The sequence below is a fragment of the Paenibacillus pectinilyticus genome, from assembly GCF_001700435.1.
Classification (GTDB): Bacteria; Bacillota; Bacilli; order Paenibacillales; family NBRC-103111; genus Paenibacillus_E; species Paenibacillus_E pectinilyticus.
Genome location: NZ_LYPC01000024.1, coordinates 1 through 23,509, shown reverse-complemented (window position 1 = coordinate 23,509; position 23,509 = coordinate 1). Strand labels below are relative to the sequence as shown.

At 47.2% G+C, this 23,509-nt stretch carries 28 protein-coding genes, 1 rRNA gene and 1 riboswitch; of the genes, 5 read left to right on the top strand and 24 right to left on the bottom strand.

The window, feature by feature from the left end; all coding sequences use genetic code 11:
- Positions 1–425: 425 nt before the first annotated feature.
- The 11 genes from glmU to A8709_RS19645 form a co-directional block, all read right to left on the bottom strand.
- The gene (glmU, locus tag A8709_RS19695; RefSeq protein WP_065854391.1) at positions 426–1,826 is read right to left on the bottom strand and encodes a bifunctional UDP-N-acetylglucosamine diphosphorylase/glucosamine-1-phosphate N-acetyltransferase GlmU; all 1,401 of its coding nucleotides are present in this window, start codon (positions 1,824–1,826) and stop codon (positions 426–428) included.
- 133 nt (positions 1,827–1,959) lie between these two features.
- Positions 1,960–2,244 carry a septation regulator SpoVG gene (gene spoVG / locus A8709_RS19690; protein WP_028557369.1) on the bottom strand — a complete coding sequence of 95 codons (285 nt, stop codon included), beginning with the start codon at positions 2,242–2,244 and terminating at the stop codon, positions 1,960–1,962.
- A gap of 118 nt (positions 2,245–2,362) precedes the next feature.
- On the bottom strand, positions 2,363–2,746 hold the full coding sequence (locus A8709_RS19685; RefSeq protein WP_065854317.1) for a RidA family protein: 384 nt from the start codon (positions 2,744–2,746) through the stop codon (positions 2,363–2,365).
- Between the two features lie 56 nt (positions 2,747–2,802).
- Positions 2,803–3,627, bottom strand: a complete 825-nt coding sequence (gene purR / locus A8709_RS19680; protein WP_065854315.1) for a pur operon repressor — start codon at positions 3,625–3,627, stop codon at positions 2,803–2,805.
- A 195-nt stretch (positions 3,628–3,822) separates the two neighbouring features.
- Entirely contained in the window at positions 3,823–4,677 is an 855-nt protein-coding gene (gene ispE / locus A8709_RS19675; RefSeq protein WP_065854313.1) for a 4-(cytidine 5'-diphospho)-2-C-methyl-D-erythritol kinase, read from the bottom strand.
- 75 nt (positions 4,678–4,752) lie between these two features.
- On the bottom strand, positions 4,753–5,121 hold the full coding sequence (locus tag A8709_RS35465; protein WP_279615884.1) for a hypothetical protein: 369 nt from the start codon (positions 5,119–5,121) through the stop codon (positions 4,753–4,755).
- A gap of 164 nt (positions 5,122–5,285) precedes the next feature.
- Positions 5,286–5,561 carry a biofilm formation stimulator Veg gene (gene veg, locus A8709_RS19665; protein ID WP_028557365.1) on the bottom strand — a complete coding sequence of 92 codons (276 nt, stop codon included), beginning with the start codon at positions 5,559–5,561 and terminating at the stop codon, positions 5,286–5,288.
- A 270-nt stretch (positions 5,562–5,831) separates the two neighbouring features.
- Positions 5,832–6,707, bottom strand: coding sequence for a sporulation peptidase YabG (gene yabG, locus A8709_RS19660; RefSeq protein WP_065854311.1), 876 nt, complete (start codon positions 6,705–6,707; stop codon positions 5,832–5,834).
- A 55-nt stretch (positions 6,708–6,762) separates the two neighbouring features.
- A complete protein-coding gene (gene rsmA / locus A8709_RS19655) occupies positions 6,763–7,671 on the bottom strand; it encodes a 16S rRNA (adenine(1518)-N(6)/adenine(1519)-N(6))-dimethyltransferase RsmA (protein WP_065854309.1) in 909 nt (302 codons plus the stop codon).
- Positions 7,672–7,688: 17 nt separating this feature from the next.
- Entirely contained in the window at positions 7,689–8,252 is a 564-nt protein-coding gene (gene rnmV, locus A8709_RS19650) for a ribonuclease M5 (protein WP_065854307.1), read from the bottom strand.
- A 118-nt stretch (positions 8,253–8,370) separates the two neighbouring features.
- Positions 8,371–9,462, bottom strand: coding sequence for a 3D domain-containing protein (locus A8709_RS19645; RefSeq protein ID WP_208607711.1), 1,092 nt, complete (start codon positions 9,460–9,462; stop codon positions 8,371–8,373).
- Here A8709_RS19645 and A8709_RS34955 point away from each other — a divergent pair.
- The 3 genes from A8709_RS34955 to A8709_RS19635 all read left to right on the top strand — a co-directional run bounded on the left by A8709_RS34955 (position 9,380) and on the right by A8709_RS19635 (position 12,257).
- Complete coding sequence (locus A8709_RS34955) at positions 9,380–9,559, top strand: hypothetical protein (RefSeq protein WP_208607714.1); 180 nt, start codon at positions 9,380–9,382, stop codon at positions 9,557–9,559. The two genes, A8709_RS19645 and A8709_RS34955, sit on opposite strands and share 83 nt — an antisense overlap.
- Before the next feature lie 233 nt (positions 9,560–9,792).
- Positions 9,793–9,986: riboswitch (cyclic di-AMP (ydaO/yuaA leader) on the bottom strand.
- Between the two features lie 283 nt (positions 9,987–10,269).
- Positions 10,270–11,013 carry an ABC transporter ATP-binding protein gene (locus A8709_RS19640; RefSeq protein ID WP_065854304.1) on the top strand — a complete coding sequence of 248 codons (744 nt, stop codon included), beginning with the start codon at positions 10,270–10,272 and terminating at the stop codon, positions 11,011–11,013.
- Positions 11,010–12,257, top strand: a complete 1,248-nt coding sequence (locus tag A8709_RS19635; protein ID WP_065854302.1) for an ABC transporter permease — start codon at positions 11,010–11,012, stop codon at positions 12,255–12,257. Before A8709_RS19640 ends, A8709_RS19635 begins: the two co-directional genes overlap by 4 nt.
- On the opposite strand, the gene A8709_RS19630 is transcribed toward A8709_RS19635, so the two are convergent.
- Complete coding sequence (locus A8709_RS19630; protein ID WP_065854300.1) at positions 12,240–13,007, bottom strand: TatD family hydrolase; 768 nt, start codon at positions 13,005–13,007, stop codon at positions 12,240–12,242. The two genes, A8709_RS19635 and A8709_RS19630, sit on opposite strands and share 18 nt — an antisense overlap.
- Before the next feature lie 39 nt (positions 13,008–13,046).
- Entirely contained in the window at positions 13,047–14,324 is a 1,278-nt protein-coding gene (locus A8709_RS19625; protein WP_065854298.1) for an HD domain-containing protein, read from the bottom strand.
- Positions 14,325–14,691: 367 nt separating this feature from the next.
- Between A8709_RS19625 and A8709_RS19620 the strand changes: the two genes are divergently transcribed.
- The gene (locus tag A8709_RS19620; RefSeq protein WP_028557356.1) at positions 14,692–14,946 is read left to right on the top strand and encodes an AbrB/MazE/SpoVT family DNA-binding domain-containing protein; all 255 of its coding nucleotides are present in this window, start codon (positions 14,692–14,694) and stop codon (positions 14,944–14,946) included.
- A gap of 263 nt (positions 14,947–15,209) precedes the next feature.
- Here the strand turns inward: A8709_RS19620 and rsmI are convergent, their stop codons facing one another.
- The 10 genes from rsmI to A8709_RS19570 all read right to left on the bottom strand — a co-directional run bounded on the left by rsmI (position 15,210) and on the right by A8709_RS19570 (position 22,564).
- Positions 15,210–16,097: a 16S rRNA (cytidine(1402)-2'-O)-methyltransferase gene (rsmI, locus tag A8709_RS19615; RefSeq protein ID WP_065854296.1), complete on the bottom strand. Its 888-nt coding sequence runs from the start codon at positions 16,095–16,097 to the stop codon at positions 15,210–15,212.
- 74 nt (positions 16,098–16,171) lie between these two features.
- Complete coding sequence (locus A8709_RS19610) at positions 16,172–16,933, bottom strand: tRNA1(Val) (adenine(37)-N6)-methyltransferase (protein WP_065854294.1); 762 nt, start codon at positions 16,931–16,933, stop codon at positions 16,172–16,174.
- A 73-nt stretch (positions 16,934–17,006) separates the two neighbouring features.
- Entirely contained in the window at positions 17,007–17,351 is a 345-nt protein-coding gene (yabA, locus tag A8709_RS19605; protein WP_065854389.1) for a DNA replication initiation control protein YabA, read from the bottom strand.
- 60 nt (positions 17,352–17,411) lie between these two features.
- A complete protein-coding gene (locus A8709_RS19600) occupies positions 17,412–18,215 on the bottom strand; it encodes a PSP1 domain-containing protein (RefSeq protein ID WP_065854292.1) in 804 nt (267 codons plus the stop codon).
- A gap of 1 nt (position 18,216) precedes the next feature.
- Positions 18,217–19,194, bottom strand: a complete 978-nt coding sequence (gene holB / locus A8709_RS19595) for a DNA polymerase III subunit delta' (protein ID WP_065854290.1) — start codon at positions 19,192–19,194, stop codon at positions 18,217–18,219.
- 13 nt (positions 19,195–19,207) lie between these two features.
- Positions 19,208–19,654 carry a YaaR family protein gene (locus A8709_RS19590; RefSeq protein ID WP_065854288.1) on the bottom strand — a complete coding sequence of 149 codons (447 nt, stop codon included), beginning with the start codon at positions 19,652–19,654 and terminating at the stop codon, positions 19,208–19,210.
- A gap of 33 nt (positions 19,655–19,687) precedes the next feature.
- Positions 19,688–20,017: a cyclic-di-AMP receptor gene (locus A8709_RS19585; protein WP_056618038.1), complete on the bottom strand. Its 330-nt coding sequence runs from the start codon at positions 20,015–20,017 to the stop codon at positions 19,688–19,690.
- A 45-nt stretch (positions 20,018–20,062) separates the two neighbouring features.
- The gene (gene tmk / locus A8709_RS19580; protein ID WP_065854286.1) at positions 20,063–20,719 is read right to left on the bottom strand and encodes a dTMP kinase; all 657 of its coding nucleotides are present in this window, start codon (positions 20,717–20,719) and stop codon (positions 20,063–20,065) included.
- A 29-nt stretch (positions 20,720–20,748) separates the two neighbouring features.
- Positions 20,749–22,227 (bottom strand): aminotransferase class I/II-fold pyridoxal phosphate-dependent enzyme, encoded by a 1,479-nt coding sequence (locus tag A8709_RS19575; RefSeq protein ID WP_065854283.1) that lies wholly within the window; start codon positions 22,225–22,227, stop codon positions 20,749–20,751.
- A 136-nt stretch (positions 22,228–22,363) separates the two neighbouring features.
- Positions 22,364–22,564, bottom strand: a complete 201-nt coding sequence (locus A8709_RS19570; RefSeq protein WP_065854281.1) for a sigma factor G inhibitor Gin — start codon at positions 22,562–22,564, stop codon at positions 22,364–22,366.
- A gap of 135 nt (positions 22,565–22,699) precedes the next feature.
- Here A8709_RS19570 and A8709_RS19565 point away from each other — a divergent pair, with 135 nt between their 5' ends.
- Positions 22,700–23,227 (top strand): hypothetical protein, encoded by a 528-nt coding sequence (locus A8709_RS19565; RefSeq protein WP_065854279.1) that lies wholly within the window; start codon positions 22,700–22,702, stop codon positions 23,225–23,227.
- A 202-nt stretch (positions 23,228–23,429) separates the two neighbouring features.
- Here the strand turns inward: A8709_RS19565 and rrf are convergent.
- Positions 23,430–23,509, bottom strand: a 5S ribosomal RNA gene (gene rrf / locus A8709_RS35720); the annotation flags it as partial.

Sequence of the window (23,509 nt, the reverse complement as noted above, 5' to 3'; positions counted from 1 at the left end):
ATAATCATTTCCAAGATCATGTAGATGCGGGCGTACCCGTCCAAGTATACTATCAAAATCAACACAAGGATATAGGATTCATCGAATTGTACAACCGCTATTTCATCCAGATCAATCATACTTTCTACAGCAGAGAGACACATATATTTATATCACGACCTGGATATTAAGCGCTTACATTGTCAAGATGACTAGCCTTAGTCAATAAGCCTACTATTCCAACTGGCACTCCCTGGCGGCAGCTTGGTTCATTTAATAAAGAAAGAACCTCTTGTCGTTAGTTTAGCTCATCGCTTTTGCGAAAGCCTAGCTGAACGGGGAGAACGCCATGTCTAGCATCCCCCACATCAAGAGGTCCCATTCCGATTCCCTATACTTCATCTACAAGCACGCTGATGCGCGCAGACCAATGCCACAATGAGCGTCTAGCTGCGCCCTTTGTTTTCTTTTCTCGCCTTCATCCGGCCTTTGATTTTATCGGCATAGCCAACCTTGTTCTCTTGCCGCGCGCGAGCGATAGCCATATCGCCTTCGTTCACATTATGAGTAATCGTCGAGCCTGCAACGACATACGCCCCGTTTCCGATTTTCACAGGTGCGATCAAGTTCACATTGCTGCCTACGAACGCATCATCGCCGATTTCCGTGAGATTTTTATTAAATCCATCATAATTCACTGTAATTGCACCGCAGCCGATGTTCACATTCGATCCAACAACCGCGTCACCCACATAGCTCAAATGAGAAACCTTCGATCCCTCGCCAAGCGTCGCATTCTTGATCTCAACAAAGTCGCCAACCTTCACATGCTTGCCAAGCTTAGCACCCGGTCTCAAGTAAGCAAACGGCCCTACCGATGTTTCGTTATCGACAAAAGCATCTTGCAGAACAGACTGTTTGATGGTGACTTCATCGCGAATTGTGGAATCGATGATCTCCGTTTGCGGTCCAATCGTACATAACTCACCAATACTCGTGTTTCCGCGTAAAATCGTACCTGGCAGCAGCACTGTGTCTGCCCCAATCGTAACATCCTTCTCGATGTACGTGTTCAAAGGGTCGATGATCGTAACCCCGTTCAGCATATGCCCGCGATTAATTCGCGCTTTGAACAGCTGTTCAGCCTCGGACAACGCTACACGATCATTCACACCAATCGATTCAGCCGGGTCCGCCATGCAATAGCCTTGAACAACCTCGCCAGCGCTCGTCATAATGCCAATGACATCCGTCAGGTAATATTCATTTTGTACATTCTGGTTCGTCACTGACGCCAATGCTTTGAACATTTTTCGATTATCAAAAATGTACGTACCCGTGTTGATTTCCTGCACCGCTGCCTCTTCGACCGAGCAGTCTTTCTGCTCGACGATACGCGCAACCCGCCCATCTGCGCCGCGAATAATACGCCCGTAGCCTTGCGGCTCATCCAGCTTCGCTGTCAAAATCGTTGCTGCCGCACCGGACTGCTTGTGCAGTTCGATCGTCTCTTGCAGCGTAGCTGCCGTAATGAGCGGCGTATCGCCGCAAATGACGACAGTCATCCCCTCTTCTTCGCCGAGCGCTTCCTTGGCTTGAAGAACCGCATGACCTGTCCCTAGTTGCTGCTCCTGCAGCGCATACCCTACACGGTCACCTAGGTAACCTTTCACCGCGTCTGCACCAAATCCAACGATCACAACCGTTTGCGTTACTTCTATATCTTGCAGCGTATCCACAACGTGGCCCACCATCGGTTTACCAACAACCGGATGAAGCACTTTGTATAGCTTTGATTTCATACGTTTTCCTTGTCCAGCAGCCAAAACGATCGCCATAAGCTTCAACACAAATCCAACTCCTTTTGATATGAACTAGTATTAGTCTATTTCTCTCTAAACGAATGAGTTCTTCCCCCAATATAGCATCATTACCTGTGAAAAGAAAAGAGAGCCCAAAGGGCTCTCTCAATAATCTGAATTATGCGCCTTCTTCGATAACTTCCTCTTCAACTGCTGCGCGATCGTATTCGGCGAGAACGGCTGCCTGAATTTTCTCACGAGTCGTGGACGAAATCGGATGAGCGATATCGCGGAATTCACCATCTGGAGTTCGTTTGCTCGGCATAGCAACGAACATTCCGTTATTGCCATCGATGACACGAATGTCGTGTACGACGAACTCGTTATCAATGGTAATAGAAGCGATTGCCTTCATCCTCCCCTCGGAGTTTACCCGGCGGAGTCTTACATCTGTAATTTGCACTTGTGTTCACCACCTTTTTCCATCTCTGAGACTTGGGTGTAATATTCCACATCGTAGTGCAAATTCCTTCTTCTTTTTTTGAAATTTTTGATAATTTGATGTGATCTTAATGTTTCTGTTAAATTTCGACAGGAATCACAGCAATTAGTTCAATTTCGACAAAAACATCACGGGGTAATCTCGCAACTTCAACGGTAGATCTCGCTGGTTTATGGTCACCAAAGTAGGTGGCATAGATCTCATTGAGCTCCCCAAATTGATTCATATCTTTCAGGAAAACAGTCGCCTTCACGACTTGCCCAAAAGAAGAACCTGCTGCTTCTAACACGCCTGTCAAATTTGCGAAGACCTGATGCGCTTGTTCCTTAATTCCGCCCTCCACGATCTGGCCATCCAAACCTAATGGAATTTGTCCAGAAGTAAACAGCAGATTGCCTAGCTTAACCGCTTGCGAATAAGGTCCGATTGCAGCCGGTGCTGCTGTAGTTGAAATAAGTTCCATATGTGACGAATCTCCTTTTCGTTACCTATCTGTCCAAGATGGACAGGTACGTCATTTTATTTCGTGTCAAAATAGTTGCCTGGCTCCACCGTAATCTGCTTCGTCTTTGAATCCACGCCGTATAAGCGAGCCAAGGAAACATAGTTATCCACCAGCTGCTCTTCAGCTTCACAGGATTCCATAAATACACCGACGCCCTGCACAGTGGCTTTGAATTCCGCCAACAGATCCATCATGCCGTGAATCGTACCCCCCACATGCATGAAGTCATCGATAATGAGAACTTTGGATTCTTCTTTCAGTGCACGCCTTGCGAGCGACATCGTCTGAATCCGCTTGTTGGACCCCGATACATAGTTGATGCTTACGGCAGAACCCTCAGTTACACGGCTATCTCTACGAACGATAACGACAGGTAAATTCATATAGGTAGCCGTCGCGTAAGCGAGCGGTATGCCTTTGGTTTCGACAGTCATAATAACATCGACGTCACGGCCCGCGAAAGCGGATGCAAAGGTTTTGCCAATTTCGTTGAGATACTGGGGTTGTCCCATAATATCCGACATATACAAATAGCCACCCGGAAGAATCCGTTCAGGTTGTTGGAGTTGCAAACATAAATTCTGAATAAACTTCAGAGATATTTCTTTTGGCACTTTCGGTGAAAACTTCACGCCTCCGGCGGCTCCGGCCAGCGTATTCAATTCGCCTAATCCTTCTTCTTCAAATACTTCTTTAATGATCGCAAGATCTTCACTGATGGAAGATTTCGCAGAGTTGTAACGCTCGGCAAAAGTCGTTAAAGGGATTAACGAGTGAGGACGAAACAACAAATATTGTGTCATTTCTACCAGCCTAGCGCTCCTTTTCAACTTTTTCATCGCACTACCCCCAAAAATCCGAATATTATAATGAAAATATACCACTTTTATACGTATTTATTCAAGTTAACCATGAAAATTATGTTAACATACACCTGACATTAATGTGACACAAATCAGGATGCGCTAGTTAATTTCACCAATATACCCCATCCGAGAAAAAAGAGCCCCTCAAAGGGGCTCCCCTAGACCTTATTATGTCAGCATACGCACAGCGTAAACGTCCTTACAAAAACCTCGCAGCCCATTATAGATGCGCGGCACTTTCGCCTCTTTTGAAACAAGCCCAAACACCGTCGGCCCACTGCCTGACATCAGAACCCCGTCCGCCCCTAAGCGCTGCATGCACTCTTTGAGATGCCTCACCTCTGGATACAGATCCAAGGTTACCTCTTCGAGTACATTACCTAGAGAGTTACAAAGACGATCGAACTGCTTGTCCCTAATTGCGCTAAGCACATTCGCCGTAGAAGGGTGGTTCTTAATTTCACGCGCTTTCAGCTTCCCGTAAATCTCCGAAGTCGACACATTGATCGGCGGCTTCGCAAGCACAACCCAACACTGCGGCGGCGCTGTAATATGCTCCAGCTTCTCACCGCGCCCCGTCGCGAGGGCCGTCCCCCCTGTCACACAGAACGGCACATCAGAGCCAAGCTCTGCGCCCAGCACCTGAAGTTCTTCATTCGGGATGTTCAGGTTCCACAAACGGTTTAGCCCCCTAAGCGTCGCCGCTGCATCGCTGCTGCCGCCAGCCAAGCCTGCCGCCACAGGGATCCGCTTATCCAAGTGGATGTAGACGCCCTGTTTGACGTCATAGCGGTCCTTAATGAGCCTGGCAGCCTGAAAGGCCAAGTTCTTCTCATCGAGCGGAATATAGCCCGCCTGACTCGATATGATAATCGTGTCACGTGCCATCTCCTGCATTTCGATCCGATCTGCTAAATCCACCATCGTCATGACCATCTCAACTTCATGGTAGCCGTCTGGTCTTTTATGTAAAACATCAAGAGACAAATTAATTTTAGCCGGTGCTTTCTCAAAAATCTTCATCCGATCACCTTCTTTTGCTCGTTAGCCACCCCGATATTATAACAAAAGCACAAAAAAAAAGCTAAAGCAATTGCTTTAGCTGTAGTACGGGCGCTGCGCGCCTTGGTTAGCCTGATGGGAACCTGCAATGAGATGATTCACCGATACGGATTGCGGTTGATAATAGGAGCCGTAGGAAGGCGTATAGCTCGCTCCATTGTACATCGGTTGTGCGACGCTCGGCTGACGATACGTTGATGGAGATGCCTGCGTGTTCACGCTAGAGGAGGCATACTGTTTAGCCAAATGTTCCTCAGCAATTTGAATCGCCCGCTTCACCATATTCCCCGCATCCTTCGTTCGAATACCTGCCCAGCCTTCACGCTGTACAACATCGTAGAAACCTAGGTCCTTCGCCAATTCCGATTTCAAACTCTCCGACATAACACCTCTTCTTCGACCCATAGCCCATCCTCCTTATCATTTTCGCAAAAATAACCTCTGCAACCATCATAAGCAGTCATTGATGACGATTTCCGTTAGTATGTCCCAAGGCGACAAGTCCATGCATCCTATAAAAAGCAAAAACAGACCGCATGGGTCTGTTCAATATCGGAACGCTATTTAAGCTAATGCTGTATGTAAGTGATGCGAACTTGGCCATCATCATTGCATACAGTAACTTCAACGGATTCGGTGAGGATATCGGCGTAGCTGTATGACACTCGTTTGAAGGCATGGGATTCTTGATCTAATTTCACAATAAACACAGAAGGGTAGGTTTCTTCTAAAACTCCGGAACGCTCGACAGTCTTACGACGGCCGCCATTCGCTCTCAACATGATCTTCTGCCCAACATGGGGCTCCAAACTGCGTTTGATTTCCAATAGCGCATTTTTTGCCATTGTCAACTACCACCTCTTTCCTAGTCAATTATAACCCATTCTGACAGGCATGTCAAATGAGGGCAAATATTATATCAGCACCTCATTCCCGTTGTCAACGGCATTTTTATTCAATTTCCGATTTCTCCTCTCTTCAGGTTGTCACCAAAGTTCGCAAATTATTCACACTTTTCCAAGGTAAAAAAAGAACACCTTCTCCGTCAGCCCCCACGAAGGAGTCCATGACAAGAAAGTGTTTCTTGGATTTCTTATTAAATTGGTTTAAACCCGCTATACAGGCTCTTCGGTATGCTGAATGCCTGGTACACCCATCCGATAGCTGCCGCGCGTCTCCACCCCGCCAAGCCCGTCTAAACCCGTTACCGTCAAATCCATAATCTCCAGCATCGAGATCGTCTCTCTTGCCGAGGTATAAGACAGCTTAGCAGCAATACATAACGGATCTAACGCATGAATGAGTATACGGGCCGGCGAGCTCGCAAAATTAGCCCCAGCCCGCAAGAGCGCTTCGAAATGCGACTGGCAGGCTCCTGCCACGATAATCAAGGCATCCCGATTCCGCTCATACTGCCTAGCGACTTGGACGGCATTCACAAAGTTCTGCGAATTCTTATAGCTCGACAGATTATGAAGTCCATTGCCCTGCCGATTCTTCAGTATGCCATCATGACCTGTGATCACGAGAATGTCTGGCTTAATCTGCGGCAGCAGCCTTTTGAGTGCTTCCGCCATTTGCATTTCAGGGACATAGAAACCTTCAGCCGGCACACGGAGCTCGCCATAGAGCTGCATACATTTCCGCAGATAGCTTGGATCGCCATCCAAATGAAGCACTTTGCCAGGCACTTCGAAATAGCTATTGTGTTGAGGCTTTTGTTTTTGGTTAATGGCTAGTTGATTCTTCTCTTGTAATTGCACCTGGGACACAGCCAAACGACGCAGCGACTCCCGAAACTCGGGTGAACTTGATCGCGGATGATCTAAAGTCTCTGCCGATTTCGTAAGCGTGAGATCCGTCAAAGGTGCATCCGCCAGCAATCGATAGTCCACGCCTCGCAGAATAGCTTTGAGCTGCTCAATACGTTCAATTTTAAACATGACGTCTCCGCCATAGGAAATACGGGTAACAAAGTCTCCTTGCCTCATCGCACAAATCCCCTCCTAGGGGTATCCTATGGCGAGACTAGGCATTTGGTGCGGGTTATTTGCAGCCGTGCGCGCGAAGCGCCGTCGACAAGCGTGCGAACTCCTCCATGCTAAGCGTTTCACCGCGTCGCGATGGCTCGATCTGAATGCCATGCAGCAAAGCTTCCAGCTCCGGCTTATTCTCTTTGGTAAAGAACCGTGCCGCAAGGTTGTTGTACAGGGTTTTACGCCGCTGCACGAAGGATGCCTGGACGACAGCGAAGAAGAAGTCCACGTCCGCCACTTCGACTGGCGGCGTTTGACGCACCCGCAGCCGGATAACGGCGGAATCGACGTTCGGCTGCGGCACGAAGACGGTGCGAGGCACGATCGAGACGAGCTCCGGCTCGCAGTAGAACTGCACGGCGATACTGAGGCTGCCGTAATCTTTGGTGCCTGGACGTGCCGCCATGCGGTCGGCTACTTCTTTCTGGATCATCACGACGATATTCTCCAGTGGAAGCTTCTCTTCGAGAAGCTTCATGATGATCGGCGTCGTGATGTAGTAGGGCAGGTTGGCGACGACGCTGACGCCGTCCATGCCCTCGAAGTGCTGCTGGAACAACTCCGGCAGGTTGGTCTTTAGAATATCCCCATGGACAACGGTCGCATGAGGGTATGGCTCTAGCGTCTCGTCCAGAATGGGCAGCAGGCGCTGATCGATCTCTACGGCCAGCACGCGGCCAGCGAGCTTGGCCAGCTGCTGCGTAAGCGCCCCGATGCCCGGGCCGATCTCCAGCGCAGCCTTCGTTGGCCCAAGCTCAGCGGCCATGACGATCTTGCTCAAGATGTTCCGATCAATCAAGAAGTTCTGGCCTAAGCTTTTCTTCAGCACAAGACCATTCTTCTTGATGATTTGTTTCGTTTTACTCGGTGTCGCCACATCTTCTGCGGTGACAATGACTTCTTGTTCGGATGTATTCATCGGATAGACCTCATTATCTATAGGTTCTCATTATTTTCGCATACTTCTTCATTCAAATGCTCCAACGCCGCTTCGAATTCCTCTCGCGAGATCTGGAACATCGCGCAGCGCTTATAGAATTGTTTGCCGTTGCAGTAACCAATACCCAGCGCATTGCCTACGGCTAACCTGCGAGCCGCTGCATCCGGATGCACGATAAGGCCGGCTGCAATTAGATCTTCCATCGTCAGCTGCGACACCGCAGCGTCATACTCTGTCCGCAGGCTCTGGAGCGCCTGACGGATCGTCTCTGGCGTCGCATTCTCGACGCCGATGTCGCCTTTATACGCCGCCTGTTCCTGCGTAATAAAGGCATGCTTGCAGCCGGGCACCTTGGCTGCAACAATTTTGCGAATCCGCTCACCGGCGTGATCCGGATCCGTAAATATAATGACGCCTCTGCGCTGCTGAGCCAGCGCTATTCGTTTGAGCACGGCTTGTCCAATAGCAGACCCGCCTGTTTCAATCGTATCCGCCTCCACAGCCCGCCTGATGGCAGCTGTATCGTCCTTACCTTCTACAACGATCATTTCTTTAATCATCAACGTTTTTCCTTCCCAGTACAAGCAGAAAAAGAAGAGGGGTCTCCTCTTCTTTCGCGCCGGCAGTTGCCAAGCTACGTGTATTCGTAGTGTTCCCGCAGAAACAGACGTTTACACGTTAGTTTTCAGACGGCTTCTTAGGTCCAACCACATAGACGGTGTACCCTTGTTTAGTTCCGAATTTATTTGCATAGCCATGATCTTCATAGTAAACATCGATCATTTGGCCTTTCACGCCACTGCCAATATCTTCGGCACGACGGAAGCCAATGCCTTCAATGTAGACCCACCAACCCAATGGAATTACTTTCGGGTCGACTGCAATCGTACGTCCTTCGGTCACGGTAGTTCCTGTGTAGGTTTTACCAAACCCGTAAGACCCTTCATCTTTGCCAGTGGAAGCTGCGTCCGCTGAGTAAGCGGTAAGCTTCACGTTCTTGAGAATTTGCTTGTAGCCGAAGGTCACACCATTCTTGGAGACCTCATCCACACTCGGTGAGGAGGCGGAGAGAACAACAACCGGATTTTTCGTGCCTACCGATACCACTTTGCTAACACTCTCTGTTTGTACTTCTTCACCCACAACTGCTTCCGCGACCAAAACCCCGTCCTCGAAAGTCTTTTCTTTCTTCTTGATCTTCACGCCTTCTTTACCTTCTTGGACGACTTGCTCTTTCCCTTTAAGTAAATTGGCGTCATTCTTTTTCTCTGTCTCGAATGCGATCGGTTCAGTAACTTCCTCCGTCTCCTTTTTCACGCGGACGATTTTGATATCATCGCCTGCGCTTAGAGCGGCCGTCGGTTCGGGAGTGATACGATCGTTCTCCCCAAGTGCAATATGTAAACGTTGCAATGCACTTTCTACCGTTCTTGCAGTTGTGTAAACAGTGGTGGTCTTTCCATCAGCAGTCAATTGAATTGGCGAAGCATGCTCGATAATAATTTTGTCTCCACCCTTGATCTTCGTCGAGAGTGCAGCTGAGATTTCATCGTGCTCACCAATCTTTATGGCTTGTTCATCCAGTAGGCGTTGCAGGACCCATTGCTTCGTGTGCACAATAGTTTCTTGTCCATTCACAACCACGGATACGCTCTTGGTAGCCGTTCCGTACAACAACACCAAAAACATGAAAGTCATTGCGATTGATATTACAGCTAAGCTTAAAATCAAACGCAAGTTTTCATGCTTCCATCGCAATGCGAAGGACATGCTGGATGATCGTTTTACATGGGTCTCGCTAATTGAGATACTGCCCACTTCTTCGGTCCTCCTTCAAAGCCTCGCCGCCAGGTTACAGCATGATTAAATTGACGCGACTAAGGTTTTTAGTTTAACTTAATGTGCTCGCCATCCTCAGCAACGTACACGCTGAAGCTGGTCGTCCCCCCCTCTTTACCTATTCAACATCCTATGAATTCCGGGTCATTTTATGTCATCTGATCTGTGTCAAACCCTATATGAGGACAAAAAGCCAGCAAGAAGAGGACTCTTCTCGCTGGCTTAGTTTGCATAATGAAATACAAATAGCACGCACGACAATCGTTACCTCTCTTACGCTTACGAGGTTAGCTGACGGATTCGGACGTGAGAGTCGCCCTACGCAGACGCAAACGGCTGTTTGCTGTCTATGATTCACCCCTGATACTCAATCTGCTTACTTAATCGCATAACATGCAAATTAAGCTTACAGTGGTTCCCCCGTTTCCACATTTGGAACTCAGCGAATGGAAAATTGGCAAATTGGATATTAAGTTATTATGAAAAGTATATTACGCTGTTAATCTCAACCTGTAAAGGGATATACACCCGTTAAAAAGGGCTAAATCGACGAAATTTCGATTATTACATAAATATAACCCCCTTATATCTACTTGTGTCTCACTTTAACGTACGTATACTCGTTTTTTTAATGTATAATGACCTAAACTAGGCTAAAAACACAAATTTGTTTATAATGATTTTGGAAGATTATGATTAAATAATACCAATAATTTGCTATTTAGGGAGGCAATTGAGATGGGGCCCATCTTAGAAGTAAACGCTTTATTCGGTGGATATCTACCCACCAAACCCGTTCTCCATGAACTGACATTTTCGATCCGTCAAGGTGAAATGATGGGGCTTATTGGACTCAATGGGGCAGGCAAAAGCACCACGATCAAAAATATCCTCGGCCTGCTTCAACCGCAAAAAGGATCTATTCGAATTAACGGCCTCACACTAGCCGAAAGTCCAATTCCATATCGCGCAACTTACGCTTATGTTCCCGAAAGTCCGGAGCTATACGAAGAGCTTACGATTCGCGAACACCTTGAATTAACCGCCATGGCTTATGGCATTTCCAAAGAGGACTTCACCGTTCGCTCCGAGTCCCTTTTAGAGCAATTTCAAATGAAAGACAAGCTGAACAGCTTCGCCAGTCATTTATCCAAAGGGATGAAACAGAAGGTCATGATCATGAATGCTTTTCTCATCGAGCCCTCTTTATATATTATCGATGAGCCCTTCCTTGGGCTCGACCCTTTAGCTATTCGTTCGCTGCTCGAATTAATGGTCAACATGAAGCAAAAAGGCGCTTCATTTCTCATTTCCTCGCATATTTTGTCTACTATTGAAAAATATTGTGATAACTATGTCGTCCTGCACAAAGGACACATGGTCGCTCAGGGAGATCTCGTCGAATTACGCAAACAAACAGCGCTTCCCCAGGCGTCATTGGACGACATTTTCTACAAGCTTGTTCAAGGAGATCTGCGATGAGCCATCCCACTACTACACCTGCATTAAACACACGTGCATTATGGCAGCAGCGATTTCAACATTATATGAAGGAATCCATGGGCTACTGGCAATATGCGGCCCGCAGTAACTTCATTGGCTTCTTGTTGTTTCTTGTCATCGTTTCTTCCTATTATTATGCAAAAACATTACAGCGCCTTCCGACAGATTATCCGTATCTGTGGATCGTCTTGCTCGTACTTGTGCCCTTCCTCACTTCAAGCCCCATCCGCACGTTAACGCGCAGTGCCGATCGGATGTTTCTATTACGCATTGAGCATGAGATGGGCGCCTACTTTCGGAGCAGCTTCATCTATAGCTTATCTATGCAAGGGCTCTGGCTGCTGCTAGGCTGGGTTGCCGTCATGCCGCTCTACCGGCATTGTCTCGGGTCCGATGCACAGCCCATTTTACTCATGTTCGCCCTATTACTTCTATTAAAAGTAGCGAACCTATTCGCTAGCTGGCAAGAAGGAAGATTTGCTGCCGAGCGAACGAGATTGCTCTCTGTTATTTTCCGATGGGCGTCTTCCATCCTACTGATCACACTGCAGTTTCACTACAGTGTCTTATGGGCTAGTCTGGCTGCATTAGGTCTTCTGTTCATTTGGCTAATCGCATTCCGCTCCGCAACTAGGTATGTCATTGGGTGGGACTACCTCATTGCCAAGGAGAAACAGCAGCAAGCCAGGTTATATGGCTTCTTCAACTGGTTTGTAGATGTGCCGCAGCTGCCAACACGAATAGCCCGCCGAGGTTGGATCAGCGGGCTTACCCGCATCATTCCTTTTCGACAGGATTCGGCGTTTCTCTATTTATATATGAAAACATTACTGCGAACCGAATTGTTCGCAATCTTTATGCGACTAACGTTGATTGGTGTACTAGCGATTGCCGTTTCTGACTCTGTCACCACGCGAAGTGTGATTATGGTCATTGCCCTAGTCATCACACTTGTCCAACTGACGTCACTCGAGCGTGCGCATCGCTATACGTTCTGGCTCAATATGTACCCATTAGAGCCACAGACCAAAGCCAGCTCCCTCGCCTACATCATTTGGTTGACGTTAACGTTGGAACTCGTTATTTTGACGATCCCCTTCATGATTCACACGTCCATTATGTATCTCTCAGTTCCACTGGTCTGCCTCATCTTAATCTCATTCGCATGCGGTGTTGTACTTCGCCGAAGGTTTAAGAAGAACGCCTTACTTGAGGCCGAGTAAACGGATGGCATTCTGCGTTGTAATGTGTGCCAGCTCTTCCAGCGTCATACCACGTATTTCCGCGGCGGTCTCGGCCACCAAGCGAACATAACCCGTTTCGTTGCGCTTGCCGCGGAAAGGATGTGGCGTTAAGTACGGTGCATCCGTTTCGATCAGCAGACGATCAAGCGGAACCTTCGCCAGCACCTCTTTCGGTTGCACGGCATTTTTGAACGTAACAGGGCCTCCGAAGGAAATATGGAAATTCATATCCAGACATTGCTTCGCCGTTTCCCAGCTGCCGGAGAAGCAATGCATAATGCCCCCAACTTCTGCAGCTTTCTCTTCTTTTAAAATCTGCAAAATATCCTGATGGGCATCGCGATTATGAATCACAATCGGCATCCCCAACTTGCGTGCAAGTTGAATTTGCTCACGGAAAACCCGTTGCTGCACATCTTTTGGCGACTTATCCCAGTAATAATCCAGACCGATTTCCCCGATGGCAACGACTTTCTCGTGCGCGCACAAAGACTCAATCCAATCCAGATCGCCAGGCATCATATCAATCGCATCGACCGGGTGCCAACCTACAGTGGAGTAGATGAAATCATATTTCTCCGCTAGCTCAATGGAGCTAGGAATGGTCTCGCGGTTAAAGCCCACATTTACCATACGTGTGACTCCAGCATCCAACGCTCGTTGAATCACTTCCGCCTGATCCTCTTTAAATTGTTCAGCGTTCAAATGTGTATGTGAATCTGTTAGCATGTCTGTTCTCCTCTATATCCTAAATAAGTTGTTATACGTCTATTCTTGCTCCCCTAGCATCTCCCAGATATCGGCATACTCTTCCGAATTCAATCTCTCCAGCAACTCCTCCGGATAGTAAACATGATGTTTCCCCATCTGAAAGCCGCTAATCGACTGCACAATTTCCGAACGATGCGTAATTTCTGTTAAGTTTTCCTTATGATCCAGTAACAGGATCGGTAAATTATCGTCATTTTCGCCGGCTCTGTAGACGTCGTAGGATTGGTTAGAAGGGAAATCGATCTCCATATAATAAATGGGGTCAAACCCAACTTCTTTCAACACATGTTCCAACCGCTGAATGAGCCCATCCTGATTTCCTTCGAAGGTGCTGTATTTGTACAACTTACGATCTAAGAAACGCTTGCACATATCTCTTAGGATATCATCATGCTCTTGGCACCAGAAGGTCAACATCGTCTGCATAACCGATTCATCCAGCAGCAAGTAATCTTCCAGGGAAATTTGATTCTGAATTAGATGAAGAATAGGCTCCACCATGAACCCAAACGTATAGCCCTCTTCATAAAGGTGCTTCGCCCGAGCGAATACCTTGTGCAGAAGAATTTCTGCACTCCGCGTCACAGGGTGGAAATAAACCTGCCAGTACATCTGATAGCGTGACATCAGGTAGTCTTCCACAGCGTGCATACCGCTCTCTTTGACAACAATATGCCCCTTATATGGCCGTATCACGCGAAGAATGCGCTCCAGATCGAACGTGCCATAATTCACCCCTGTGAAGTAAGCATCGCGCAGCAAATAATCCATACGGTCCGCATCCAATTGACTGGATACAAGGCTAACCACAATCTCTTCGCTGTACGATTTACAAATGACACCTGCTACCTTTTTCGGAAAATCAGGTGATACCCGGCTTAACACTTCATTAACCTCTGTGTCTCCAAGGACGATACGGATGGACCAATCCTCGTGTCTCGTGCCGAATGCTTTTTCGATCGAATGTGAAAAGGGACCGTGTCCCAAATCATGCAGCAAGGCTGCACACAGACAGAGCAGCCGCTCCTCTTTCGGCCAATCCTCATAATGGTTGCGTTCGAATTGTGAAATAATTTTCCGTGTCACTTCGTACACACCAAGCGAATGTGAGAACCTACTGTGCTCCGCCCCATGAAAAGTTAAATAGGATGTGCCTAATTGGCGAATCCGGCGCAAACGCTGAAATTCCCTCGTATTGATTAAATCCCAAATCGTGTCATCCTGCACATAAATATATTTGTGGACGGGATCTTTAAAAACCTTCTCTTCCTTCATACGTTGTCTACCTCCCTTAATCCATCTTCAATATTTCGACAATTCCGACATGAACTCCTCTAGAAATGTCGGTTTATGTCGAATTTCAAATTCCAATTTCCTTGCTGCTTACAAACATTTTTCTCAGTACATGTTTAGAGCCTAGCATCGTACAGATTCGTAATATAGTCCTTACATCCCTTATTCTAAGGGATTCTTTCGTTATTCGTGATTTCATATCTATAATTATTTTTAGGAATAATCGCCTGTTTACAGCGAAAATATGGTTGACTATTTTGGGAATCGTTGGTATCATAAGTTTAAAGTAAATGTCGAAACATGACGATCTTGATAAAAAATTGATAAAATCGAAAGGGGTTTTATATATATGATGAAATCTACTGGAATCGTAAGAAAAGTGGACGAACTAGGACGCGTTGTTATTCCGATCGAGCTTCGCCGCACGTTGGGTATTGGTGAGAAAGACGCTTTGGAAATATATGTAGACGGCGAGCGCATCATGTTGAAGAAATATGAGCCAGCTTGTATCTTCTGCGGCAATGCGGAGAACGTATCGTATTTCAAAGGAAAAATTGTTTGCCATATTTGTTTAGCAGAAATGCCAACACCTGTGACAAAATAAGAAAAGTAGTATATAATAGAAGTAGCACTTATCCTATTGGTAATTCTAACCTTTTTCATATCTCCTTTCATCTCTAACTTAGTTGGCTTCGGCCACGGGTTAGAGATCTTTTTTTGTCCTCGTATGATAAAACGATGACAATCCTTGATTTGATAAAGGATTCAGCCCCGTTCGGGGCTTTTTCCTTTTATGGAGATACAATACCTACATCCAAGATGAATTGAGAGACCCTCTCGCTTCGGCCTAGCCCTGCTCTGTCATATTTAACGCTCGAGCAGCGCATTATATACATCGCGCTTAGACAGCCCACGATCCGTTGCGACTAGCTTCAGCGCTTCCTTGCGATCAATCCCGCGGTCCTCGTAGTGGGCGACATGCTCACCGAGCGACTTGGCTTCCCACCAGCCGTCAGCGGCAATCTGTACAGCCGCGTCGGATGCGCCTTCGGCGATGATGCAGTACTCGCCCTGCGGCGGGTTCTGCCCTAAGTGCTCTAGGCACTCTGCAATCGTGCCTCGGACGAACTCCTCGAACCGCTTCGTTAGCTCGCGGGCGAGGCACACCCGGCGCTCCGCCCCCCACACTTCCGCCATGCGGAGAAGTGATTTCTCCACGCGGTGCGGCGACTCATAGAACAGCAGTGTGTCCTGCACATGCTGCAAGCTTTCAAGCAACTTCGTCTGGTCTTTTTTCTCCCTCGGGAGAAAACCGACGAAGGCGAAACGCTCTGTCGGCAAGCCTGATGCAATCAGCGCCGACAGGGCCGCATTCGCGCCGGGGATGGGCACCACCGGCACGCCCTCTTCTACGGCCATCCGCACCAGGTCATAACCTGGGTCGGATATGGCCGGAAGCCCAGCATCGCTGACTAGCGCGATGCTCTGCCCTTCAAGGAGCAAGCGGACCAGTTCGGGGCCGCTTGCTCCTTTGTTGTGTTCGTGGTAGCTGACCAGTCGCGTCGCGACTTCGAAGTGGGTCAGCAGCTTGCGCGTTTGCCGCGTGTCTTCCGCGGCAATCATGCTTACTTCCTTTAGGGTGCGAATCGCACGGAAGGTCATATCTTCTAGGTTGCCGATTGGTGTGGCAACCAGGTATAGCGTCCCTACACCGCTATGATCCTCGCGGTAGCTTTTCTGTATCGTCAAGCTCACTTATATGTCCCTCATCGCTTTGTATTTGTCTTCCTGCATGTCTCATATTACTTTCTTTGCTCTGTACGTTCCTCTTACGAGAACTCCAGCGAACTCCTGCCCCCGTAGTAAATCTCCTTGAGTTCCTGACAGTACTCCTCATTCTCGTTGTAGACAATCAAAGGAGGCAGCGTACGAATCTCCGGCTTCCCATCCTTCATCCCTTCGATCAATACCATCATGGCTTCCTCGCCAGCGCGAGCATGTACATAACGAATTCGCTTGGGTTCGATGCGATACTGCCTCATGAGGCAGCAAATATCGATCAACCGCGTAGCGCGGTGGACCATCGCCACTTTCCCGCCGGCTTTCACGAGCTTAGCACTTGCCGAGATGACATCCTCTAGCGTGCAGTGAATTTCATGGCGTGCTGCTGCGAAGTGAGGATTGCCATTCTGCTCCCCATTTGGCACAGGCAGATAGGGCGGATTCACTGTGACGGCATCGAATTGTCCGTGCCCTAACGTCTTGTGAATCGTTTTCAAATCCCCTTGCACCATATGTAATCGGTCCGATAGATCATTAATTTCAGCGTTACGAACCGCCATATCCGCAAGGCGTTCCTGAATTTCAACGCCCCAGATCTCAGCGCGGGTTCGCGTGGCTAGCAGCAGGGGGACAACGCCATTTCCTGTACAGATATCAATCACACGTCCCTTCGGCGGAACACTGCTAAACCGTCCTAATAGCACGGCATCCATCGAGAAGCTGAATACTTCGTCACTTTGGATAATTTTCAAATCATAGGTTAATAAATCATCGATACGTTCTGTTGGTAATAAAGAAACTTCCTTCATACATGTTTCCTTTCTCTTTGTTGCTTATTATGGAAAAAAACCGTAAGGCATACACCCCTACGGCCAAATCGTCTTATTTATTTAAAAAGGATAAGCAAAACAAACAATCTCCCTCGGTCCGAAGGTGTCCGTAATACACATTGCAAATATGAAATCCTTCATTATATAAGCGGGTTAAATTATCATATCCGGCTCCAGGCAGCTGTACCGGTTCCTCAGCAGGATCCCTCGTTGGCTCCTCCACCACTGTTTCCTCTTGGCGAATGAGTTTGCGAAGCTGCTGATTCTCTATGCTTAATCTTTTATTTTCTTCAATGAGGGTAATAATCCGTTTCTTCAAGGCACCCAACTCGGCATACGTGGTACCCATCCGCTCTTCTATTCCATCTATTTGTCCAAAAATATCTTGTTTATCCACGCTTTCACCTCTAGTGCCATGCATGCTTACTGGCCAGCGCCCCCTTGGATCTTCGATCTTCTACTCTTGTTCAACAACATCATCGAAAGGTAGATCTAGCGCTTTCCCAAGATCAAACAATTGAACCTTTGCGGTACGTTCTTTAATATTTAGACCTAGTACTTTCCCACTGCCAAATGAGGTGATCACTAGACGACCAACCGTCGGCAGCGAATCTTTGGCACTTTCATAGTTATCATGTTCATATTTCAAGCAACACATCAATCTACCGCATAAACCCGATATTTTGGTCGGATTCAGGGAAAGATTCTGGTCCTTGGCCATCTTGATCGATACGGGCTCGAAATCACCTAAGAACGAGGAACAGCATAGAATTCGCCCACACGGACCTATACCACCTAACATCTTCGCTTCATCGCGCACGCCAATTTGACGAAGCTCAATTCTTGTCCGAAAAATGCTCGCTAAATCCTTCACAAGCTCCCGGAAATCGACGCGCCCCTCAGCCGTAAAATAAAAAATAATTTTATTGCGGTCAAAGGTATACTCTACGTCCACAAGCTTCATCTTAAGACTGTGATCTTTAATTTTATCGTGACACGTTTGGAAAGCGTCCTTGGCTGCTTTTTTATTCTCTTCAACCAAATCAGCATCCGTATCATCCGCGATGCGTATCACTTTTTTGAGCGGCAGAACCACATCGTTCTCTTTGACGGTTTTCTTGCCCACGACGACCTTGCCGTATTCGACACCTCGAGCGGTTTCAACGATTACAGCACTTTCTTGCTCAATCGGTAAATCAATGGGGTCGAAATAATATATTTTACCCGCTTTCTTGAAGCGGACGCCAACCACTGAGTACATCTTACACCCCCTGCATCTCCACGAGCATTTTCTCAATAACCAGCTGAGAATTGGCGTTAAAGCGCAGTCGTTTTTGCAAATCTACGGCTTGCTCCATCATACGCACCCAGATTGAGACATCTCGACTTAACGCGAGAGAGCTCATCCAGTCTAGCTGGTCATTATATACAAGCTTATCTCTGCGTTCAAGACGCAACTGCACCATATCTTTAAACCAGAGAATCAATAAGTCGAACAACGTCGATACATGATCCGCAAGTTCTGTTTTCACAATCCGCTGTTGTACGGTAATCATGGAAGTAGGGAAACGTGTGAGCGTCTCCTTCGCTAATTGTAACATTACGGTTCTCATTTCTGCAAACCAATTTGCGCCAATTAAATCTCTTGCTGCTTGCAAACCTGCAGTTACATGTGCCGCAGGCCCAACTAACGCTGCTGGTAAGCCTTCTTCCAGTAAAGTGAGTACCATTTGTTCACGCGCCATTGGCGTAAATTGGATCCACTGTGACCTTGATTGAATTGTAGGTAACAGTGCATTCCCGTTCTCCGTGATCAGAATCGCCACAACGCGTGAGTTGGGCTCCTCTAGAAATTTCAACAAACTATTCGCTGCTTGTACCGTCATTTTCTCTGCATGGTAAAGCACGTAAATTTTCGTTCCTGACGCCGTTGCGCGATAAGCGAACTCCTTTTGCAACTCACGAATCTGCTCAATCTTAATTGAAGCGCCTTCAGGAGAAACCATATGGAGGTCCGGATGATTACCATGTTCCACCTTTCGGCATTCCAAACATTCCCCGCATGCGTCATCAATCCCATTCTGACAATAGATCGCTTTGGCCAGCGCCAACGCCATTTCGGAACGGCCCGTCCCAACAGGACCACTAAAAATATACGCATGCGAAAGCCTATCTTGACGCAGTCCATTCTGCAAGAGCCGCTTCGCTGCTGCTTGCCCCGGTATAGCTTGGAAGGACATTTATCTTCGCTCCCTAAAATAACAAGTTAATCAACATGCCCCGGATTTCTCCGATGCGCTGCAAAATTTCGATCCGCCCCTGCTCATTCTCCAACAATTCATCGGCCATGGCGAGAAGTTCTTGATCGATTTCTTCCAAAAGCTTATATCGCTTCGAACGGCCGCGACGATCCCAGCCCTTCGTATCTCTCAAATTGACCCCACGACGAGCGGTTTCCTCCAAAAACTGACGTATCAGCAGCTTATACTGGAGCAAGTCTCTCACGGTCATGCCCCTCGACAAGCGATCGCCTTGAACCGTGATTTGCTGCACCATTTTGGATAACTGTTCATGGGTGTACTTCTCATCTTGCTGCTGCATAATGTCAGAGAAGTTCCGCGGTGCCATTTGCGGCGACGGAACGTTCTCGTTCACTTTCATATTCTTACCGATGGGCTGCAGCCCCGGATTAATTTTCAAGACGCATCCATCCTTGTGTACATCTGATTATCTTTAGAAATGCTCGAATCGCTCAACTGGCAATACGAAAACCGCTGCCCCACCCACTTGTACTTCCACTGGAAATGGAATATACGAGTCCGTCGTTCCTCCCATTGGAGAAACGGGTGTCACAAGCTGTTCGCGAATCTTACAATTAGCTCGAATCACCTGCATCACCTCTTGCACTCGGTCATCTTCCGTACCAATCATAAAGGTTGTATTCCCCGCACGCAAAAATCCCCCGGTACTCGCCAGCTTCGTGGCCCGAAACCCTTCCTTAATTAAAGCGTTGGAGAGACGGTTACTATCTTTATCCTGTACAACGGCTACGACTAGTTTCATGGGTGATGCCTCCTTTTATTATAAACTAATAATGGATTTTCCGCTTTAGACGGAAATATGTTCCTCAAGCAACTGTTGACAGTCTTGCCAGATGTCTTCTGCAATTTGATCAACACTCCGATTCGCATCAATGACTAGCACGCGCTCGGGATGATCTGCAGCAATTTGATGGAAGCCCGCTCGTACTCTGCTATGATAGGCCACATTTTTCTGCTCAATGCGATCCAACTGTTGCGTACTATCACCAGTACCCGCGCGTTGATTCAACCGCTCTAAGCTCACTTCCACAGGTACATCCATGATGTACGTCCGTGTTGCTTGCAGCCCTGAGCTCGCAAATTTCGAAATACTCTTCACCATCTCTATATCTACACCAAGGCCATAAGACTGATAAGCCACGCTGGCATCAATAAAGCGATCGCAAAGTACAATTCGTCCTGCTTGCAAAGCTGGTAGAATCAATTCGTGAACATGCTGTGCGCGAGATGCCGCGTATAGCAAAACCTCCGCTTGATCCACCATTTCCTCATTGGCAGGGTCGAGGATGATACTGCGAATTTTGTCGCTGATCCCCGTACCGCCAGGTTCTCTTGTGACGAGCACGTCATGTCCTAGTTTTTGTAGCTCTTGCGCTACTTTCTTAAGCTGTGTTGTTTTTCCAGCGCCATCCGGCCCTTCAAACGTAATAAATATGCCGTTCACATATGCCTCCTGCTTACTGCCTCACGAAATCATTCGTGATCTGTGTATATAGTTAATTTGTTCGTCTGTCCAAAATGAGTGCCTTGAAACTTAATCCCCTGCGTTGCTAAGTAAACAAGTGCTTGGGCAACGGAATCCGTGATGACTTCTCCTGGATATAAGTAAGGAATACCCGGCGGATACGGGATTACCATATCACCTGAACGTTTCCCAATCGCTTCCTTAACATTAACCGTTGTGGTCGCTGCTTGAAACACAGCACTTCGATCAAAGCCTATTGGTGAAGAGATGGGTACGTAGGTGGGTAATTTAATTATATTCGAGATAGGCGTATGTAGTTCCTGCTTCTGATGCGTGATGTCCAAACAAATGTTATGTAAAACTTGAAGAACTCGGTGCATATCTGCTCTTGAACTAGCAGGAGTAAAAACAAGCAGAACCAGATAGCCATCCGTCATTTCGACGAAACATCCTTGCTCCTCCAGCCTCTCTTTTAACTTCGTCCCTGAGATCTTATAGGAAGGATCATAAATGGCGACTTTGAATGGATCAGCATTGGAATAGTTATCCCCGAGGCTGGCTTGAAGAGATTGACGCGGATAATAATCCAATACCGGCAGCTCCTCTAACCCTAGCTTAAATTCATTTACAAGTCTAAGCCCCTCATCTAACCAGATTTGACCCTCCGTATGCATTCGCTTTCTCGCCAGATCTAAAGAAGCCATAATGGGATAGGATGGGCTTGAGCTTTGAAGCATCGCCAACATTTGTTTGATGGCTTTCCGATTAATCCGCGGCCCTTGTACATGCAGCATAGCCCCCATCGTCATCGCAGTCAGCATCTTATGCGTGGACTGTACAACAGCGTCTGCCCCTTGCGATAAGGCCGATGCGGGTACTAGGTCGTGGAAGCCGAAATGCGCGCCATGCGCCTCATCGACGAGTAGAAGCATCCCATGATCGTGCATGAGATCTGCAAAAGGCTTAAGATGAACGCCCACTCCGTAGTAATTGGGATTTGTCAGAAATAAAGCCTTCGCTGCTGGGTATTGTTGTAACGCTTGCTTAACATCTTCTATTTGTAGACCTGTCGCTACACCTGTCTCGGGATCCACACCTGGTGCAATGAATACCGCTTGCGCACCTGCTAGCATGAGCCCATTGATTACGGACTTATGTACATTCCTTTGGACAAGAATAACCTCATCCTTTTGACAAACAGCTCCGATCATGGCTATATTACCAACCGTACTTCCGCCGATTAGAAAATAGGTTTCCTCAGCTCCGAAACAATCCGCGGCAAGCTGCTCCGCTTCCCAAATAACACCTTCTGCATGATGTAAATCATCTAGTCCTGTAATTTCTGTATAATCAATGGACATAACCGATTCTAGATATTCTTTACCCTCTTCTAATACACCCTGCCCTGACTTATGCCCAGGTACATGCAGACTTACGGTATGGCGAGCTTTGTGGGCTATCATGGCCTCGTATAGGGGAGCTCGCATTTTATCTATATGTTGACTGCACACTCGGTTCAAACTCCTTGAGCTTCATGAGCTTCGAATTTTCATTTTACCTTTATATAGTAGTGGATTCATGCTAAAAAAACAAAAAAAGCTTCTTAAAAAGAAGCTTCTCCTCTTAATTCATATACAAACTGGTATTTCCCAAGTACATGGCTTTTTTCATCTGATTTACAAAAAACGGATACTTCTGGTCGTTCACGTTCGTTTTCACGATCTCACTACTGCAATCATCACAAATAAATGCCGTAACAATATAAATGCCGCCAAGTTTTTGTTGCTCGCAAATCATACATAGTCCAAACCGATTCTCCTCCATAGGATCCCCCCAAAGATCGTTTACGACTAGTATATCCGATTCTCAACTCTCCTAAACTAGCTAAACACTCATCTTTTGGAAGGCAAATGCCGATAATAATTGAATAAAACGTTACCGCGTCGCGGAGGTCTATCGATGTCGATCCAACAAGAATCCAACTTATCCAAACAGTCTACGATTTATAGTTATACGTTGATGAAGCGTTATTATCATTCCTTGTACAAAATAGTGCTCTACTATATGACACTCGTTCTGGTAGTCTTCTACAAATTTGATCCCTCTCATTGGCTGCCACTCTTAGTAAGCTTTCCACTCATTCTTATTTTCCATACGCTGCTTATCCGCGCTTACTTTCATTTCACGATTGGCATGGCGATGCGGGGATGGTCTTACCGGTGGGGCATTTTCTGGGCTGGTTTCTTACCAGAAGGCCATGCTTCTGTCCGTCTCGTGACCAAAGTGCAGCTTCACCTGTTTTTCATCGGATTAGCACTAATCTTGATCTTGTACCCGTGGATCCCTCGTACTTGGCTGATCCACCTCACGATCTTTCATTGTTGGATGATTCTGCCGCGGTTATGGATGCTGCTCCGTTTTCAGCCTTACCGCAAAGCAGGCCTGGTGAAAATAACGAGCAAGGAAACTTCTTGTTACATCCAGTAAGTAACCCTGGTCCAATAATGAAACAGAAAGCCCCAACTTACGAACGAACAAGCGATATTCTCGCCTAATCGTAAGTTGGGGCTTTCTCGCGTTGGATTCTACACGCGTTTCATACAAAGATAGAAAAAGAGCCTTACCTGGTATTATCCAAGTAAAGCTCTTTAGCTGAGATTCTTTTGGCTTCACCAAAAGATCTCCATGTGCTTGGCAACGTTCTACTCTCCCAGAACCCTGCGGTTCAAGTACCATCGACGCTGGAGGGCTTAACGGTCGTGTTCGAGA

What these genes read in the sequence shown, in the direction of transcription:
- rnmV (WP_065854307.1), bottom strand. Translation starts at nt 8,252, where the DNA reads ATGATTAAAGAAATGATCGTTGTAGAAGGTAAGGACGATACAGCTGCC.
- A8709_RS19570 (WP_065854281.1), bottom strand. Translation starts at nt 22,564, where the DNA reads ATGGAGGAGAATCGGTTTGGACTATGTATGATTTGCGAGCAACAAAAA.
- A8709_RS19630 (WP_065854300.1), bottom strand. Translation starts at nt 13,007, where the DNA reads ATGCTAACAGATTCACATACACATTTGAACGCTGAACAATTTAAAGAG.
- A8709_RS19600 (WP_065854292.1), bottom strand. Translation starts at nt 18,215, where the DNA reads ATGTACTCAGTGGTTGGCGTCCGCTTCAAGAAAGCGGGTAAAATATAT.
- A8709_RS19620 (WP_028557356.1), top strand. Translation starts at nt 14,692, where the DNA reads ATGATGAAATCTACTGGAATCGTAAGAAAAGTGGACGAACTAGGACGC.
- A8709_RS19645 (WP_208607711.1), bottom strand. Translation starts at nt 9,462, where the DNA reads ATGTCCTTCGCATTGCGATGGAAGCATGAAAACTTGCGTTTGATTTTA.
- rsmA (WP_065854309.1), bottom strand. Translation starts at nt 7,671, where the DNA reads ATGAATACATCCGAACAAGAAGTCATTGTCACCGCAGAAGATGTGGCG.
- A8709_RS34955 (WP_208607714.1), top strand. Translation starts at nt 9,380, where the DNA reads ATGAAAGTCATTGCGATTGATATTACAGCTAAGCTTAAAATCAAACGC.
- A8709_RS19575 (WP_065854283.1), bottom strand. Translation starts at nt 22,227, where the DNA reads ATGCGAGCTCCCCTATACGAGGCCATGATAGCCCACAAAGCTCGCCAT.
- A8709_RS19610 (WP_065854294.1), bottom strand. Translation starts at nt 16,933, where the DNA reads ATGAAGGAAGTTTCTTTATTACCAACAGAACGTATCGATGATTTATTA.
- A8709_RS19640 (WP_065854304.1), top strand. Translation starts at nt 10,270, where the DNA reads ATGGGGCCCATCTTAGAAGTAAACGCTTTATTCGGTGGATATCTACCC.
- ispE (WP_065854313.1), bottom strand. Translation starts at nt 4,677, where the DNA reads ATGAAGATTTTTGAGAAAGCACCGGCTAAAATTAATTTGTCTCTTGAT.
- veg (WP_028557365.1), bottom strand. Translation starts at nt 5,561, where the DNA reads ATGGCAAAAAATGCGCTATTGGAAATCAAACGCAGTTTGGAGCCCCAT.
- holB (WP_065854290.1), bottom strand. Translation starts at nt 19,194, where the DNA reads ATGTCCTTCCAAGCTATACCGGGGCAAGCAGCAGCGAAGCGGCTCTTG.
- purR (WP_065854315.1), bottom strand. Translation starts at nt 3,627, where the DNA reads ATGAAAAAGTTGAAAAGGAGCGCTAGGCTGGTAGAAATGACACAATAT.
- yabG (WP_065854311.1), bottom strand. Translation starts at nt 6,707, where the DNA reads ATGAGGCAAGGAGACTTTGTTACCCGTATTTCCTATGGCGGAGACGTC.
- A8709_RS19625 (WP_065854298.1), bottom strand. Translation starts at nt 14,324, where the DNA reads ATGAAGGAAGAGAAGGTTTTTAAAGATCCCGTCCACAAATATATTTAT.
- A8709_RS19565 (WP_065854279.1), top strand. Translation starts at nt 22,700, where the DNA reads ATGTCGATCCAACAAGAATCCAACTTATCCAAACAGTCTACGATTTAT.
- A8709_RS19635 (WP_065854302.1), top strand. Translation starts at nt 11,010, where the DNA reads ATGAGCCATCCCACTACTACACCTGCATTAAACACACGTGCATTATGG.
- A8709_RS19685 (WP_065854317.1), bottom strand. Translation starts at nt 2,746, where the DNA reads ATGGAACTTATTTCAACTACAGCAGCACCGGCTGCAATCGGACCTTAT.
- A8709_RS35465 (WP_279615884.1), bottom strand. Translation starts at nt 5,121, where the DNA reads ATGGGTCGAAGAAGAGGTGTTATGTCGGAGAGTTTGAAATCGGAATTG.
- A8709_RS19585 (WP_056618038.1), bottom strand. Translation starts at nt 20,017, where the DNA reads ATGAAACTAGTCGTAGCCGTTGTACAGGATAAAGATAGTAACCGTCTC.